This is a genomic window from Sphingopyxis sp. H115 (genome assembly GCF_001468465.1).
Lineage (GTDB): Bacteria > Pseudomonadota > Alphaproteobacteria > Sphingomonadales > Sphingomonadaceae > Sphingopyxis.
Genome location: NZ_LNSA01000004.1, coordinates 163,223 through 178,139, shown reverse-complemented (window position 1 = coordinate 178,139; position 14,917 = coordinate 163,223). Strand labels below are relative to the sequence as shown.

Here is a 14,917-nt window from a genome sequence, read left to right as displayed (position 1 = left end):
GCCGGCGGGTCGCGCCGACACCCGAACGATCGGCTCAGTCGAGGCTGATGCCGTTCTGCAGGTCCTTCCCGCCGATTTCGACCGGGGGGCCGAAATCGCCGAGGGTGTCTGCGCTGACGCTGCCGAGCTCGACGAGGTCGTTGGTCTCGCGATCCATGATCGTTTCCTCCATGATGCCGCGGAATTGCGGCTCCATCGAAGCTAAGGAGACCGCGCCGTATAGGAATTTAATACGACTCATATTCTTCGAATATTATCCAGCGGCTCGGACCGCCGCCGGATCTCGGCCGCGACGCGGCCGGCATAGGAGGCGCGGCGGCGATGGAAGCGCGTGATTTTGCTGCGTAACGCGCTCCACCGACCGAACCGGTAATCGTCCGCCATCGCCGTGAGCGCGTCGCCCACAGACCCGTCGACACGAGCCTCCAATGTGCGGATTGTCATGCTTCGCTCGACACAATTGACGATGGAAGCGCGAAGTTCGCCATTGCCGCTGGCAATTGCGATGGTCCGGAAGAGGCCATTGAGCCCCTCGGGATAGGACTGGTGATTCGCGAGCGAGATCAGCCCGCCGGGCAAATCGGGCCTCGGTGTCCTCCCCTTCAACGCCAGCGAAAGGAGAGCGCCGGTCCACCAATAGAGTTCGACCAAGTCCGCCTCATTCAGGAGGGGCTGCCGAAACCCCTCCTGGTGCCAGCTCTCTATAATCCGCTCGCCCGACAGGCGATACAGGGCGTCGCGAACCGGGGTAGCGCTGGCCGCCAGCGACTTTGCGAGCTGCGCCGCCTCCAGGCGCGTACCGGGCGGATAGGTGCCCGACAGGATACGCGCCTTGAGGTCCAGATAGACCCGCTCCATCGTGGTGCCCGGGCTCATGCCGCGAGCGTCCCGTCTCCGCCCGCCGATCGTCGGTCGCCGATATAGTCGGCAAGAAGCGCCTGCTGATCGGGCCGGAGCGCATCCACGGCGGCGATCGGGTCAGGGGGATAGCCGCGGAACAGGATCGAGGGACACTGACCCTCGAAGTTGCCGAGGTTCGGGCGATGCTGGACATAACCGGTCAAGGCCGCCAGCTCGGGTGGAAAGTCCTTCGCGACGTCGGGTGGATAGGCGAGCCACTGGTTCTCATAGGGTTTCAGCCAGCCGAGGCAGTAGCTGATGATGATCCCGCGCCGAACCGACGGGCTGCAATTGCCGCCAGCGCCGTGAAGCGTCGAACCCAGGAAGACGATGGCGTCGCCCGGCACGGTCTCGGCAATGATCGGTTCCTCGGCCGGCTCTTCGACTAGCGCTTCGAGTCCAAGGCTTTTCGGCCATATGATCGTGGCGCCATTCTCGGCGGTGAAGGGCGTCAGCGGCCACATGACATTCACGAGATATTCGACCTCGCCGAGCGTGCCTTGCCACATGTCCTGATCGCGGTGCGGAAACTGCGGAAGGGCTCCCGGATGCAGCTCGATCGCCTGGGCGAGATTGAGCTGGATGCGCTCGCACCAGTCGCCGAGCGCCGCCTCGGCGAGGGCGAGGATGGCCGGGTTCATCACCAGCGCGCCGACATGGGGCGAGCGGATGAGCAGGCGCCCGAAGCGCTTGGTGCGCTCGCCATAGAAGCCGCCCTCGCAAAAAGGCGTCGCGGCGTAGCGCGGATCGAGGTCCCGATCGATAGCCGCAATCAGCTCGGTCGGAGCCGCCGCGCGGACGATCGCATAACCGTCTTCCTTGAGTGCCCGCATCTGAGCGGAGACTGGCTGATGGCTATCAGCTGGAGCGATATTGGTGATCATGGACTGCCTCCCTTCAAGCTGCATCGGCCGCGACCGGCAACGCGGCACTCCCCGAAACAATCCCCGCCGCTTCGAGCTTTGCAGGCGTGTCCCGGTCGATCTCGATAAGCAGCGCGGTCAGAGCGCGGCCATCGTAAATGGCGGGTTCGCCCAGCGATCGGCAGTCCCAGCCGAAGGTCCGGATCTGAGCGAACCAGTCGAGTTCGGCGACGCCGGTGTAGGAGCGGATGCCGTTGGCGAGCGCAAAGTCGACGAGGCCGACAAGAAGCGTGTCGCGCGCGATGCGGCGCTGGCGCGCTCCGATTCCCGGCGACAGGCAGAAGCGGGTGATTTCGAAGATATCGGGACCGGACGGCGGGATGCCGGCGACGAGGCCGGGGAAGAGACCATCGAGAAGAGCCGGGCGCGTGGTGGGAAGGAGGCGCGTCGAGGCGAGATGCCCGCCGTCCTGATCGCCGACGATCAGATAGGTCGCATGGGGGTCGTCGAAATGATCGATCTCGAACCGGTCGGCGAGCACCGGCAGGTCCCACTTTAGAAGATCGATGAAGACGCGCTTGCGCGCCTCGAACATGGCGCGGAGCAATTGATGCTCGTGCCCGCGGTTGGAATGGTCGATTACGGAAAGCATGGATGTGTCTCCTTTTCGAAAGAGACCATCCAATTGAACGGCTTTTTGCCGCTCCACCATAGCACGATAGGGGGGTGCCAGCGAAAAAACTCAGCGCTTCGCGACCTCCTCGAAGCTGATGTCGCCATCATATAGGGCACGCACCGCGAGCACGGTCCCGCCCTTGGCGTCATACCTTAGCCGGGCGTTGCGCAGATGCTCGCGAACGGTATCGGGGCTCAGATCGAGGATGCGGCCGATCCGCCATATCGGATTGCCCTTGGCTGCCAGGATCAGGCATTCGCGCTGGCGGTCGGTCAAGCGCGGTCCGACGCGGGCGAGGCCCGGATTGGCGAGCAGGCGCGCGGCTTCGAAGGCCGGCCCGCCGATCATCCGGGCAAAGAGCAGCGCCCGGTCGTTAGCGGCGATCCCCGGCGTCCAGGCAAAGGATACCGAACCATGCGCCTCGCCGGGGATGTGCGCCGGGATGGTCAGACCGTCACCGATCCCGTGCCGCTGCGCTTCGCTGAGGACCAGTTCGTCTTCGGGCCGTTCGCCTGAAAGCGGCTTCATGTTGCGCCAGAAGAAACCCTCGAGACTGCGGTGGCTGGCGCGATGCACCGGATCGGTGAGCCCAAGGCCACGCTCGTCGAACCAGCGCGCCCAGTCCTCGGGATAGTTGTGGACGCGAACGCCCCTGTCGGGAGCCGCGAGGAAATCGACATGGTGGCTCAGCGCGAACCAGGCGCAGCCCATCAGCGCGCAGGCCTCCCTCAGCAGATCAGCGAGACCCGCCGCATCTTTCACCTTCGTGACGTCGAGCGCAAAAGCATGCGCAGCGTCCATCGTCGGCATTGCGACCCGTGGCAGCGAACGGCGGTCGTCGCCAAGTCGGCCGACCGTCGCTGCTCCTCGTCATGGCCTGCGAGCTATGCCCTCTCAATGGGCCGTCCCGCCGGCGACGGGCGATCGCCGCTGGTCGGAGCGATCTACAACGATGTAAAATTGCGGATGTTGCGAATATATTTCAAACATATTCGCGAGATAGAACCAGATTGGGGCTATTTTGCCAGAGGCCTGTGCGAGCGGCCTAAGCCTTCAGCGGCCGCGCCTCCGGAAATCCCAAACGGGGAGCCCCATCTTCGCAGCCTTGTCGGCGAGATTGTCCTGGATGCCGGTGCCGGGGAAAAGGATGATTCCGACGGGCAGCGCTTCCAGCATCCGGTCATTGCGCTTGAACGGTGCGGATTTGCCATGACGGTTCCAGTCGGGACGAAAGGCGACCTGGGTCACGCTGCGGGTCTCGGCCCAGCAGGCGGCGATGCGTTCGGCCCCCGTCGGTGTCGCTCCATGGAGCAGGATCATGTCGGGATGGCGATCGCGAGCCCGGTCGAGGGCGCCCCATATCGCCCGGTGATCGTCGACGTCCGCGCCGCCAGTGAACAAAATGCGCGTGCCCTCGGGTAGGAGAGCGGCCGCCTTCTGACGCAGCCGCGTGTCGAGAAAATCGCGGCTGTCGATCAGTGCCGCGGTCATCGACCGGTGCTGCGCCCGCGATCCGCTGCGGGGTGCCCAGGCTTTGCGGCAATGGATCCGGAATTGCTCGGCGGCCCCGTCGCGGAAGAATTCCATCGTGTCTCGGCGTTCGATCAGCGAAATTCCTTCGCGCGTGGCCCGCTCAAGCTCGACCGAGCGTATCTCGCTGCCGTCCTGCTCGCGCTGAAGCCGCCGTTGCAGCTGCTCATTGTCGTCCAGCGCGCGTTCGACACGGTCGCCGGCGCGGTGGAAGATGTTGACGAGGTTCCAGAGGAGGTCGTCGAGGTCGGGTTCGATACGCGTTTCTGCGAGGCAGCCCGCCAGCGCGTCGAACATATCAGCAATCGCCCCGCCGGCGAGGCGGGCGTCGGGAAGCGGCCTCGGATCGGGTTCATCCTCGAAGGGTCGGTAACCGAAGAGCTGCATTTCCTGGAGGAGATAGGCAGTTGTGCCGGGCTCGGCGGGTTGGTCCTGGGAGGTGGCATCGCCGTGCATCTTGGGTCTCCGTCTGTCTGAGCCGCGCCTCGCGCGGCCTTCGTGGCGACGGCTCGCGGCATTCGGGGCAGGACCGCATCGCGGCATGCCGCGACTGGAGCGCAGCGGAGGATGGCGGGCGCGCGGCTATTTTGCCTCGCGATGCAAAGGGGCCGCATGGCCCCGGCGGAAAATAGCCGTGCGCCCGCCATTGCGGTGCTGCCCTGCATGCAGCAGTCGCCCTCTAACGAAGGCCGGGGCGCGCCTGCAGCGGAAGGCTAGCGCAGCTCCCGCCATCTCCTGCCTGTTCCGGCGATCCCGACGCGCTCAGAGATATTCCATGCGATCGGCGGACATAAGCTGACCGCGAAGCGAAGCCGCCATCGCGCTTCGGCCCAGCGCTCGCAGATCGCCGTTAAAGTCGCCATGCCGGGGTTCGAGCGGGCAGGCCTCGATACCGCATTCGGACGCACGCTCGCCGAGCTTCGCCAAAGCGGTGTCGCCGGCGGGATCATCGTCGCGCGCAACATAGAGTCGCTTGAGACGCTCCGGAAAAGCGATGGCGGCAAGATGCGCTCCCGATAGACCGGCGATCATCGGCAGGGTCGGCATGACCTGCCGCAGCGAGAGGATGGTCTCAAGGCCTTCGCCCGCGGCCATGACGACGCCGGAGGCACCGAAGCGGACGCCATTGCCGAGGAGATGACCCATAGCCCGACGAGGATAGGCCACCGGCGCTTTGTCCTTGGTCTCGGGATCGAGCCAGGTCCTATGCACGCCTGTGACGGTCCCGGCGAGGTCAGTGACAGCCGCGATTATCGCTGGCCACGCCCGCCGCCCTCGGGGCGCGTCATCGCTGGACGGCCGGTAAAAGCAGTGCGGGTGGAATCGCACGGGATCCCCGGCATGAAAATCGGTGATCAATCGGCCAGCGAGATAGGCCTCGCCGAGACTGCCCCTGAGCGGTTTCGTAGCAGCCAGCAGCCTTCGCGCCGATTCCGGCGAACCCCTCTGCGCCTTGCTAGGTGCCGGGTTTCGTGGTCCCTCAAGTGATGGCGGCAGACTGAGAAAGCGCCGCGCTTCGTCCAATGTTTCGCGAAAGCCCGCGTGACCACAGCTCGCCGCGATGATGTCGAGAAGATCGCCATGGTCGCCGCTTGCCGCGTCGGTCCATTTGCCCGCGGCGCCGCCATCCCCGCTGGAGGAGAGGCGTACATAGAGACTGCGCCCGGGCGTGTTGCGGACATCGCCGACCATCCAGTAATGGCCCTCGCGACGACCGTTCGAGAGGTAGCGACGACACACGGCCTCGGCATTTTCCCCAAGGTGGCGCGCGACATCTGAAGCTGGACTGGACATGCGGGGCTCCTTCAGGCGGCCTTGCGATCGAGAACCCGCGCGATCGGAAAGCGATCGACGAGCGCAGCGAACACGTCGGCGCCAGCAGCCCCTGCCGGCACGTACAGCTTCAGTTTCCACGAGACGATTTCCGAAATCAAGCCCATCGTCTTCAGCCGCTCGACGCCGAGATCGTTGAAGCCCGAAAGCTCGATCCGCCAGTCGTTCATTGCGCTCACCCGCCGTAGCGTCTGGCCTTCCGCGATGACGAGCGAGATGTCGCCCGCCTGCAACATCCGCCATGCATCGGGCACGGCAAGACCCGGCGGCGCATCCCCCGTAACGCTAGCGGACCATGCCGGCGAGACCTTGCGCCCGATGATGCGCTCGCCGGCATCGGACTGCAGGCGATAGACCCGCGTCGATTCCTTCGGCAGGCGCTTCCAGATCGGGAGCAGCAACCCGGCGACGATGTGAAGCGTCGACATCTCATGGCTTGGAAGCTCGACAAGTTCGGCGTTCCAAGCTGCCCCGAACGCCTCCGCGTCGACCGCGTGCCAGTGCGAATGCTCGAAATCCTCTGCGAGCATATGCATTTTCTCGAGCGGACGCTGGAGAGCGACCCGGCGGTGAACGGCGCCATCATCGTCGATGAGACTGCGCGCGCGCAGCTGAACCGCGGCGCGGCCCGAGCGGGCGTTGACGACGTGCTGACCGCTCCAGGATGCGGCAAGCTCCACCGCGTCCACGAGAAGCAGCGGCGCGACCCGGTCCTTGCGCTCGATGGTGAGCAACTGCGTCACGGCGCCGGTGCCGGGGTGCGTGTAGATCGTCTCGCGCCCGGTGACGAGGAAGCTCTCGGCGCGCAGCGTCTCGAGGCCCATCTCGTAGGTTCCCGACGCGATCGCGCCCTCGATCCGGCTCGCGAGGAGCCCCTCGAAGATCTCGAAGAGGATGTTCTGGAAATCGATCGTCAGCGCGAGCATGCGGTTGAGAAAAGTCGTGATCGGCGGCAACTCGTCCTTGAGGCCGCCGTCGTCGAGGAGCGACAGACCTGTCGCCGCCTCGAAGGCGAGCAGCGAGCACCCCTCGACCTTGCCGTCGGCGAGGAGCTGGTAGAGCTGGCGCAGCGCATCGCGCGCATAGAAGGATTCCAGATTTTCCTCAGGCCGGAACATATTCTGGCCGCCGGTCTGCCGCTGCCCGCGCGTGATCGCGCCCAGCGTGTCGAGCCGCCTCGCGATCGTCGAGATGAAGCGCTTCTGCGCCTTCACATCAGTCGAGACGGGACGGAAGAGCGGCGGCTGCTTCTGGTTCGTCCGGTTGGTGCGCCCGAAGCCCTGGATCGCGGTGTCGGCCTTCCAGCCGGGTTCGAGCAGATAGTGAATGCGGCGGCGCTGGTTCCTGACACCGAGGTCTGCATGATAGGAGCGCCCCGTGCCTCCGGCCTCGGAGAAGACGAGGATGCGCTTCTCGTCGTCCATGAAGGCGTGGGTTTCGCCGAGATTGGCGCTGCCAGGCCGGTTCTGGACCGCGAAGCGCGTCGAGCCGTCCCCCGCCTTGACCGGCACGATGCGCCGCGAGCGCCCCGTCACTTCAGCGACCACGTCGATCCCGAAATGCTGGACGATCTGGTCGAGCGCCCCCGGCACCGGCGGGAGTGACGCAAGCTTTTCGATCATCGCATCGCGCCTGCGGCAGGCCTCGCGATTGACGATCGGACTGCCGTCGCCGTCAAACGCGGCGCGCGAGGCAAGATTGCCTTCGCTGTCGGTGCAGGGCTCGTAAAGCTGGATGGGGAAGCTGTGCGCAAGATAGTCGAGGACATATTCGCGCGGCGTGATGTCGACCGACACATCGCCCCATTCCTCGGTCGGGATTTCGGCGAGCCGCCGTTCTTGCAGCGCCTCGCCGGTCGAGACGATCTGCACCACCGCGGCATGCCCCGCCTCGAGATCGCCCGCGATGCTCGCGATCGTGCTCGGGGTCTGCATCGCGGTGATGAGATGATTGAAGAAGCGCTGCTTGGTGCTCTCGAAAGCCGAGCGGGCCGCCGACTTCGCCTGCGCGTTGAGCGTGCCGTGAAGCGAACTCGTCACGCCGGCAGCCTCCATCGCAGCATCAAGATTGTTGTGGATGATCTGGAAGGCCCCCGCATAGCTGTCATAGATGCGCCGCTGCTCATCGGTCAGCGCATGCTCGAGCAGCTCATATTCGACGCCATCGAACGAAAGCGACCGCGCCGCATAGAGGCCGAGCGCCTTCAGATCGCGTGCGAGTACCTCCATTGCCGCGACGCCGCCATCCTCGATCGCCGCCACGAATTCGCTTCGCGACGCGAAGGGGAAGTCGGTGCCGCTCCAGAGACCCAAGCGCTGCGCATAGGCAAGGTTCTGGACCGTCGTTGCGCCGGTCGCCGAGACATAGACGATGCGCGCATCGGGGAGGGCATGCTGAAGCCGCAGACCGGCGCGGCCCTGTTGCGACGGTTTCTGCTCGCCGCGCACTCCCTTGCCGCCGGCGGCGTTCGCCATCGCATGCGCCTCGTCGAAGACGATCACCCCGTCGAAATCGCGGCCGAGCCATTCGACGATCTGCTCGACGCGGCTCGCCTTGCCCTCGCGCGCCTGGCTGCGCAGCGTTGCGTATGTGGTGAACAGGATGCCTTCGGCGAGCTTGATCGGCGTGCCCTGCCGGAAGCGCGAAAGCGGCGTGACGAGCAGCCGTTCCTGCCCGAGCGCCGACCAGTCGCGCTGTGCATCTTCGAGCAGCCGGTCCGACACCGACAGCCAGACGGCGCGGCGCCGACCCTTGAGCATATTGTCGAGAATGATCCCAGCAACCTGCCGCCCTTTGCCGGCGCCGGTCCCGTCGCCGAGGAACCAGCCGCGCCGGAAGCGGACCGCCTCCTCATTGTCGTCGCTGACCGCCGACAGCATGTCCCACGTCTCGTCGACCATCCAGGCCCCCGAAAGATGACCGCCATGGGCTTCGCCGGCATAGATCACAGATTCCAGCTGCGCGTCGGAGAGGATGCCACCCGTCACCAACCGCGCGGGAAGATGCGGCCGATAGGAAGGTTTCGGCGGCGCGACCGAGGCCATCGCCGCAGACTGCACCAGCGCGGTCGGATGCGGGTGCGCCCCGTCGATGGAGAGCGACTGGAGCGCATAAGGTTCGTAGATCGTGTCGCCGAGGCGGCCTTCGGGCGCCTTCCAGTCGCGCGCCACATAGGCGAGCTCGGTAGCGGTCTCATGCGCCGGGCGTTCGACGACGGCTGCCGTCGGGGCCAAAGCCGCTGCGCGGGCGAAGCTTGGTATCGCCGACCGAGAGGATAGGGCAGCGCGATGGGGCGCCGCCGGCCCTGGCCGGGACGGGACATCGCTTTCGACCCATGCCAGAAGCGTCGCGAGGTCGGGCGCCTCGCCGCGGCTCGGGACAAGCCTTGCCGGGTCGATTGCGGGGACCTTGTCCAATACGAGCAGCCGCGTGCTCGTCGTGGTGCCATGCTTCGCATAGACCTTCCCGGCAATCGCCGCCGAGAAGCGTAGCGCGCCATGCTCCTGCAAGCGCATAAAGGCGTCGCGCCAGGCGGGCGCCTCCGGCGAACAGTTCGCGCCGACAATGGCGACCAGCCGTCCGCCGTCGCGGAGCCGGGCGAGCGCAGAGGCGATATGACGGAGCGCGGCATCGCGCATCGGACGGTCGACGCTCGCGACGGCCGAGAAGGGAGGGTTCATGAGGATGATATCAGGGCGGACCCCTTGGTCCAGTCGATCGTCGATCGAGGCGGCATCGTGACGTGTCACGCCGATGCCCGGAAACAGCAGTTCAAGAAATTCGGCGCGACCCGGATCGAGCTCGTTGAGCGCGAGCATGGCGCCCGCCAGCTCGCCATGGATCGCCAGCATCCCGGTGCCGGCGGAGGGCTCAAGAACAATGTCGCCTGCGATGATCGAAGCGGCCTCGGCCGCGACATAAGCGAGCGGGAGCGGCGTTGAGAATTGCTGGAGCGTCTGGCCCGTTTCCGACCGGCGCGTGTGGGTCGGGATTCGCCACGCGATCCGGTCCCACATCGTCAGGCGGTGCTGGGATGAGCCGGCCCGGCTCATCAGCGCGCGCCCATAGGCGCGCAGCAGGAGAATCTGCGCGCCCTCGCACGCGTCATAAGCCGCCTTCCAGTCCCAGCCGCCCTCGGCATCGGTGGCGCCGAAGGCAGAGATCATCGCGGCGCGAAGCTGGCCCGTGTCGAAGGGCTGCCCGGCCTCGAGAAGCGGCAGGATCGTTTCGGCGGCAGCGAGAAGGCGCGGTGCGGCGGAAGAAGGCGCGCGCATCGAGGAGCCTTGCGCCGCGCGGGAAGGAAGTGATTGCATGTCGGAATCCTCGGGAGAGCAGGACGGGGCGAGCCGCCCGGCGCTCTCTCTTGGCCCGGCGGCTCCCCCGTTCCGCCGCAGCCTCTCCCTCTCAATCCAATGGCAAATGCCGCGCGGGATCGATCACGAAGCCGTGCTTACCCCTCGCATACTCGCTTCCCTGAATGATAAAGCTGCGCGTGAGCGCGGCACCGCGCGTGCCGCCGCGCGACGCGATACCGATGACATCACCTGGATGCGCATGCGACTGGGTCACCGCAATCACGATCCAGTCCTCCGCATGATCGCGTTCGAACCCTTCGCGGTCGCGCGCGAAAGATTCGGAGCGTTCAAGCGGCCGGCCGTGAAAGCTCTCCCAGGCATCAGGGTGCCAGTCGCGGAGCGTCTTGTCCGCCGACCTCCTCTCCCTGTCGGTGAAGAAATGCGGATAGCCGGTCGCGACGAGAGCCCAGTCGCAATCCTCCTCGTACCAGCCCTCCGGCAGCCGAAGCGCGGAATGCATCGCGGCATTGCGCCTTTCATCGAGGAAAAAGCCGCCATGGCTCGCTGTGTCGTAGCAGATGATGCCTTCGGTGTAGCGCGTTGCAACCTGCGACGGGCCCCACGGCGTCGACATCGGCTGGTCGATGCGCGTGCTGCGCGTTGGCGGACGTGACGCAAACAGTCTTCGACATGCGCGCGGAATCCGGTTTCGTCGCGAACCTGCCCGTCGAAGCCGAAACCATCGGCCGCCGACCACTCCGAGATCGGCTTCGATCGCGTCGAGGCGGTCGCCAGGCGATAGCCGTCACGTATCGGAATCGCGATCAGCGCGAGATAATCGATTCGGGCCGCCCAGAGCCCGTCGGCTGTGATGCCATATTCGGCAACAATATCGCTCATGCCGCCCTCCCGCGAAACAGCGGACGGTTGGCGGCATCGGGATCGTCGACCAGCTCTATGCGCGCATTATGATAGCGATGCTCGGCGAGCCACGCCTGCGCCGCCGCCTCGTCGGCAGCGAGGTGACGCAGTTCGTCGCCCTCGCCCATGACCGTGAGCACCCGGGCCATGCCGGGTCGCGGGCGCTCGACGATCTCGAAATCGAGCCGGCTCGCGACCGAATAAATGCGGCGCACGACGAGAATCTGGACGCCGCCGCTGCTGTAAGTCGCCAGATGCAGCGCGAAGGTCGGCGGATGCGAGTATGTCTTGCTCTCGCATCCGGGACTATATTCGACGAGCGTGCCGGTGCCGTTGTCATTCTCCCACGCCTTCACCTTGCGCGTGAAGCGCTCGGGCGGACGCGGCTCGCCGTTGGAGAAGCGGATCTTCGCGCCGAGCGGCGCATGGCAATAGATATCGATCGGTGACATTTCGGGTCTCCTGAAAAAGGAAAGCCCGGCGCTGCGGCCGGGCTCTAAGTTGGGGATGGGAAAGGTTCGGTCAGCCAGTCGGCGGGCCGAGTGACAGCGCGCCGATCGCCTCTTCGAGGAAGCTGGCGGTCGACATGCTGACCATCCCGGATTTGCTGATCAGGGTGGCGGCGCCGCCGAAGCCGTCGGGGCGCATCTTCGAGCAGCTCCACGCCGTCTCGATCTCGATGTAATCGAGCGCAGAACGCTTCACGACATCCTCGAATATGCCTTCGAAGCTGACCATAGACATGTCGACTTCGAACTCATCCGCTTCCGGATCGAGCTTTTCCAGCCCCTCGCGGACGACATCGGTGACGCTGCTCGCAATGCCCTCCTCGGCCGCGATCATCCTCTTCACTTCGGCGACGTCCAGCAAGACGAAGTCGCTCACCCCGTCGGAGGCCGAGAAATAGACGTCCTCGCCGACGGGCTCCGCGTCGAACATCGTCGCGAGGATGACATATTCGAGCGCGGTCATCGCCGTCTTCGGGATGTCGGGGCGAACGACGATTTGGGAGAAATAGTCAGCCATGACGGTCACTCCCCTCGTCCGCAGCCGCCGCAAGCTCGGGATCGCCCTCGACAATCAGCGGCGGCACTTCGAACGCCGCCTCGTCGAAATAGGCGAGGATCGTCTCGACGCTGCCGCGGTCAACGACGAGATGCCGGTCGATCATCACCCGGTCATTCTCGTCGACGATGTAGGAGTGGAGTTCGCCTTCGCCCCGGAAGACGATACGCTCGGCGCTCCATTCGCCGGGATAGCCGCCCGACCAGCGGGCGAACGGCAGGCCATGCTCGGCGCAGAAGCTTTCGAGCCGCTCGACGCGGCCCCACGCGACCTCGTGCGCGAAGAGCGACAGGGCATCGCCGATCGCGCGATGACCCGGCTCGAAAGCGGGTCCGTCCCACTCGGTGGAGAGATCTTCGGCGGCGACGATCTCGGCGAGCAGCGCGTAAGTGTCCGCGCTCACGCGCCCGCCGATCGTGATCGAGATGGAAACACGATCAGCCATGGCGTCCTCCATTAAAAGGGGTCGGGAGTGCCGATCCGATGGCATTGTTCAGTCTGTCCATTTTCAGTCTCCGAAAAGCCGAAAGCCCGGCGCGACGGCCGGGCTTTCGGGAGTATCATTTCAAGGGTTAGCCGCACGGCGCGGCCCGCGTCATTCGGCGGCCATCGAGTCGGCACTTCCGGCGTAGTCGGCGGCGTCACTGACATCGTCGGCGAGACCGGGTGGCAGCGTGTCGGCCCCATCGTCGTTCGCGGGCGGCGGCGGCGTGGCTCCTTGCTCATCCGGTGTGCGCAGCGGCTCGGGCAGCCAGTTCGTCTCTTCGAGCAGCCGTTCAGCTTCGCGGGCCATGTCCGCCTTTTTCAGATGGTCGATCATTCCCGCGAACTGGTCGCCGCGCGCCTCGGCCACATCGGCGAGTAGCCGCGGCTTGGGAACTGCCTTGAAATAGCTCTCCACGGTCGGACGCCACCCGGCCCCGATGAGGTCAAGTCCCACCGCGCGCGCCAGAACATGGCTGTGCGCGATGCGGCGCGCGACCGTGTGCGAGGAGATGCGGCCGTTGTCATATTTGGGTACGATCTCGGCCTGCGCGTTGACACCGAGCGACGCGCAATGCGCGAAGAGACTCGCCTGCTCATCGTCGTCCAGTGTCAGGAGCCAGTCCCAGGCATCGCGATCGGTCTTCGGCATCCGCGCGCGCCACGCCTCATGGCGTTCGGCGATCGCCCGTCCGGGCGGACAGTCGCGAAGGCCCGCTGGCGCGTTCGAGAAGGCAACGCCGTTCACATGAACTTGCACGCAGCCCTCGCGGCTGTATCCAAAGAAGCACGAAATGACGAAAGCGTGAAGCACCGCGGCAAAGGCGGTCGACGGACAGCGCGCGACGGCGTCTTGCAGCGCGAGCGTGCGCCACGCCGTCAGGTCCGAGACGAGCCGATCGGACATCGGCTTGAGCCCGGCGTCCTCTTCCTCGTCACCGCTTGCAGCATCGCCGCCCTGTCCGGCAGCGCCATCGCCCCCCCGCGCCGCGTCGTCCGCGCCGTTAGCGGCGGCGTCGGCGTCCGCGCCGGGACCGTCTTCGCTCTCCGCCTCGGGTTCGTCTTCGGGACGCACGAAGCCGCGCTCGACACGCAGCGAGCCGTCATGCTCGATCGAGACGAAGACGCCGGCGATTGGCACTTCCGCAGGATCGAAAATCTGCGGCCGCTCGGTCAAGGCGCCTATCTCGGCATCGATCGCCTCGAGCTTGGCGTGGATCTCGTCGGGGACCTCGCCGGCGTCGTTCCATTCGTCGCTGAGAATTTCCGCATCGGCCTCGAGCATCGTCAGGCGTTCCTGTTCGGCGTCGCTGATCGGCACTTCGTCGCCGACGATCCGGCGCATGTCGCGGCCTGCGTGCCACGGGATCTCGATTCCGGCTTCGACCCATTTCCAGCCCTCGACGCCGATGCGTTCGGCCTCCGCCGCGAGCTTTTCATCGACGAGGCGGTCGAGGAGCGGCGGATCGGTGAGCCAGCCGCCGTCGTCGCGCTCGAACAGGTCGCGAACCACGCTCCCGCCCGCCGCAACATAGGCATCGACGGTCACGAAGCGGACCCGCTTGTCGACCGCGCGGACGCTGTTCTCGGTCAGCTTCTGGCGGATGTATGACGGTGAAGTGTTGTAGCTCGTCCGCAGCATCTCGAAGACCTGCTCCTGGCGAGCATGGTCGTCCGAGACGGTGAAGGCCATTAGTTGATCGAGGCTCATGCCGTCCTCGGCATAGACTTCGTGCAACGTGGGCGAGACCGAGGCGAGTTTCATACGCTGCCGAACAACGGCCGGCGTCACGAAGCAGTTGGCCGCGATCGTCTCGATATCCTCGCCCTTATCGGCCATCGCCTGCATCGCGCGAAACTGGTCGAGCGGGTGGAGCGCCTCGCGCCGCGCGTTTTCCGCGAAACTGTCGTCTTCGGCGAGAATAGCGCGATCAGTCGGCTGGACGATGCACGGAATCAGCGCATCTTTCGCCAGCCGCTTCTGTTTCACGAGACGTTCGAGCGCGCGAAAGCGCCGGCCACCGGCCGGAACTTCAAACAGGCCCGTTTCCTCGCCGCCCGGGTCGAGAAGGGGCCGCACATTGAGGCTCTGGAGCAGCCCCAGGCGTGCGATATCTTCCGCAAGCTCCGGGATGGTTTCACCGGCCTTCGTCCGGCGAACGTTGGATTGGGAAAGCCTCAGCTTGTCGAAGGGAAGGTCCCTTGAAGGGCTGAGGGTGATTTTCGGTTGTGCTCTGGCCATTTGCCATCTCCGTGGCGAGCGCCGCGAGACACTCTCTCGGCCCTTGACTCGCCACCCGGCACCCGGCTCCTCTCCCTCTCGGCTGGGCTTGCCCAGCCGCTTCTGGGAG

General features: G+C 65.7%; 13 protein-coding genes. All 13 read right to left on the bottom strand.

Annotated elements, in window-relative coordinates; all coding sequences use genetic code 11:
• Positions 1-34: 34 nt before the first annotated feature.
• The 13 genes from ATE71_RS22420 to ATE71_RS04785 all read right to left on the bottom strand — a co-directional run bounded on the left by ATE71_RS22420 (position 35) and on the right by ATE71_RS04785 (position 14,808).
• Complete coding sequence (locus ATE71_RS22420; protein ID WP_160328008.1) at positions 35-196, bottom strand: hypothetical protein; 162 nt, start codon at positions 194-196, stop codon at positions 35-37.
• A 41-nt stretch (positions 197-237) separates the two neighbouring features.
• A complete protein-coding gene (locus ATE71_RS04840; RefSeq protein ID WP_058802342.1) occupies positions 238-876 on the bottom strand; it encodes a GntR family transcriptional regulator in 639 nt (212 codons plus the stop codon).
• The gene (locus tag ATE71_RS04835; RefSeq protein ID WP_058802341.1) at positions 873-1,784 is read right to left on the bottom strand and encodes a phytanoyl-CoA dioxygenase family protein; all 912 of its coding nucleotides are present in this window, start codon (positions 1,782-1,784) and stop codon (positions 873-875) included. The genes ATE71_RS04840 and ATE71_RS04835 overlap by 4 nt, the downstream gene beginning before the upstream one ends.
• Before the next feature lie 13 nt (positions 1,785-1,797).
• Positions 1,798-2,415: an acyl-homoserine-lactone synthase gene (locus ATE71_RS04830; protein WP_058802340.1), complete on the bottom strand. Its 618-nt coding sequence runs from the start codon at positions 2,413-2,415 to the stop codon at positions 1,798-1,800.
• 90 nt (positions 2,416-2,505) lie between these two features.
• The gene (locus tag ATE71_RS04825; RefSeq protein WP_058802339.1) at positions 2,506-3,249 is read right to left on the bottom strand and encodes a helix-turn-helix transcriptional regulator; all 744 of its coding nucleotides are present in this window, start codon (positions 3,247-3,249) and stop codon (positions 2,506-2,508) included.
• A gap of 243 nt (positions 3,250-3,492) precedes the next feature.
• A complete protein-coding gene (locus ATE71_RS04820; RefSeq protein WP_058802338.1) occupies positions 3,493-4,425 on the bottom strand; it encodes a DUF2493 domain-containing protein in 933 nt (310 codons plus the stop codon).
• A 306-nt stretch (positions 4,426-4,731) separates the two neighbouring features.
• Positions 4,732-5,763, bottom strand: a complete 1,032-nt coding sequence (locus tag ATE71_RS04815; RefSeq protein WP_058802337.1) for a toprim domain-containing protein — start codon at positions 5,761-5,763, stop codon at positions 4,732-4,734.
• 11 nt (positions 5,764-5,774) lie between these two features.
• On the bottom strand, positions 5,775-10,115 hold the full coding sequence (locus ATE71_RS04810) for a strawberry notch-like NTP hydrolase domain-containing protein (RefSeq protein WP_058802336.1): 4,341 nt from the start codon (positions 10,113-10,115) through the stop codon (positions 5,775-5,777).
• Between the two features lie 91 nt (positions 10,116-10,206).
• On the bottom strand, positions 10,207-10,731 hold the full coding sequence (locus ATE71_RS04805; protein ID WP_235587905.1) for a DUF7007 domain-containing protein: 525 nt from the start codon (positions 10,729-10,731) through the stop codon (positions 10,207-10,209).
• A gap of 262 nt (positions 10,732-10,993) precedes the next feature.
• Positions 10,994-11,470, bottom strand: a complete 477-nt coding sequence (locus ATE71_RS04800; protein WP_058802335.1) for a hypothetical protein — start codon at positions 11,468-11,470, stop codon at positions 10,994-10,996.
• Between the two features lie 70 nt (positions 11,471-11,540).
• Positions 11,541-12,044: a hypothetical protein gene (locus tag ATE71_RS04795; RefSeq protein WP_058802334.1), complete on the bottom strand. Its 504-nt coding sequence runs from the start codon at positions 12,042-12,044 to the stop codon at positions 11,541-11,543.
• Entirely contained in the window at positions 12,037-12,528 is a 492-nt protein-coding gene (locus ATE71_RS04790) for a hypothetical protein (protein ID WP_058802402.1), read from the bottom strand. The genes ATE71_RS04795 and ATE71_RS04790 overlap by 8 nt, the downstream gene beginning before the upstream one ends.
• 150 nt (positions 12,529-12,678) lie before the next feature.
• Positions 12,679-14,808, bottom strand: coding sequence for a ParB/RepB/Spo0J family partition protein (locus ATE71_RS04785; RefSeq protein WP_058802333.1), 2,130 nt, complete (start codon positions 14,806-14,808; stop codon positions 12,679-12,681).
• Positions 14,809-14,917: the final 109 nt, after the last annotated feature.

Bases quoted from the DNA above. Each gene is read 5' to 3' on its own strand.
- ATE71_RS04795 (WP_058802334.1), bottom strand. From the start codon at position 12,044: ATGGCTGACTATTTCTCCCAAATCGTCGTTCGCCCCGACATCCCGAAG.
- ATE71_RS04810 (WP_058802336.1), bottom strand. From the start codon at position 10,115: ATGCAATCACTTCCTTCCCGCGCGGCGCAAGGCTCCTCGATGCGCGCG.
- ATE71_RS04820 (WP_058802338.1), bottom strand. From the start codon at position 4,425: ATGCACGGCGATGCCACCTCCCAGGACCAACCCGCCGAGCCCGGCACA.
- ATE71_RS04800 (WP_058802335.1), bottom strand. From the start codon at position 11,470: ATGTCACCGATCGATATCTATTGCCATGCGCCGCTCGGCGCGAAGATC.
- ATE71_RS04790 (WP_058802402.1), bottom strand. From the start codon at position 12,528: ATGGCTGATCGTGTTTCCATCTCGATCACGATCGGCGGGCGCGTGAGC.
- ATE71_RS04835 (WP_058802341.1), bottom strand. From the start codon at position 1,784: ATGATCACCAATATCGCTCCAGCTGATAGCCATCAGCCAGTCTCCGCT.
- ATE71_RS04815 (WP_058802337.1), bottom strand. From the start codon at position 5,763: ATGTCCAGTCCAGCTTCAGATGTCGCGCGCCACCTTGGGGAAAATGCC.
- ATE71_RS04785 (WP_058802333.1), bottom strand. From the start codon at position 14,808: ATGGCCAGAGCACAACCGAAAATCACCCTCAGCCCTTCAAGGGACCTT.
- ATE71_RS04830 (WP_058802340.1), bottom strand. From the start codon at position 2,415: ATGCTTTCCGTAATCGACCATTCCAACCGCGGGCACGAGCATCAATTG.
- ATE71_RS04840 (WP_058802342.1), bottom strand. From the start codon at position 876: ATGAGCCCGGGCACCACGATGGAGCGGGTCTATCTGGACCTCAAGGCG.
- ATE71_RS04825 (WP_058802339.1), bottom strand. From the start codon at position 3,249: ATGCCGACGATGGACGCTGCGCATGCTTTTGCGCTCGACGTCACGAAG.
- ATE71_RS04805 (WP_235587905.1), bottom strand. From the start codon at position 10,731: ATGTCGACGCCGTGGGGCCCGTCGCAGGTTGCAACGCGCTACACCGAA.
- ATE71_RS22420 (WP_160328008.1), bottom strand. From the start codon at position 196: ATGGAGCCGCAATTCCGCGGCATCATGGAGGAAACGATCATGGATCGC.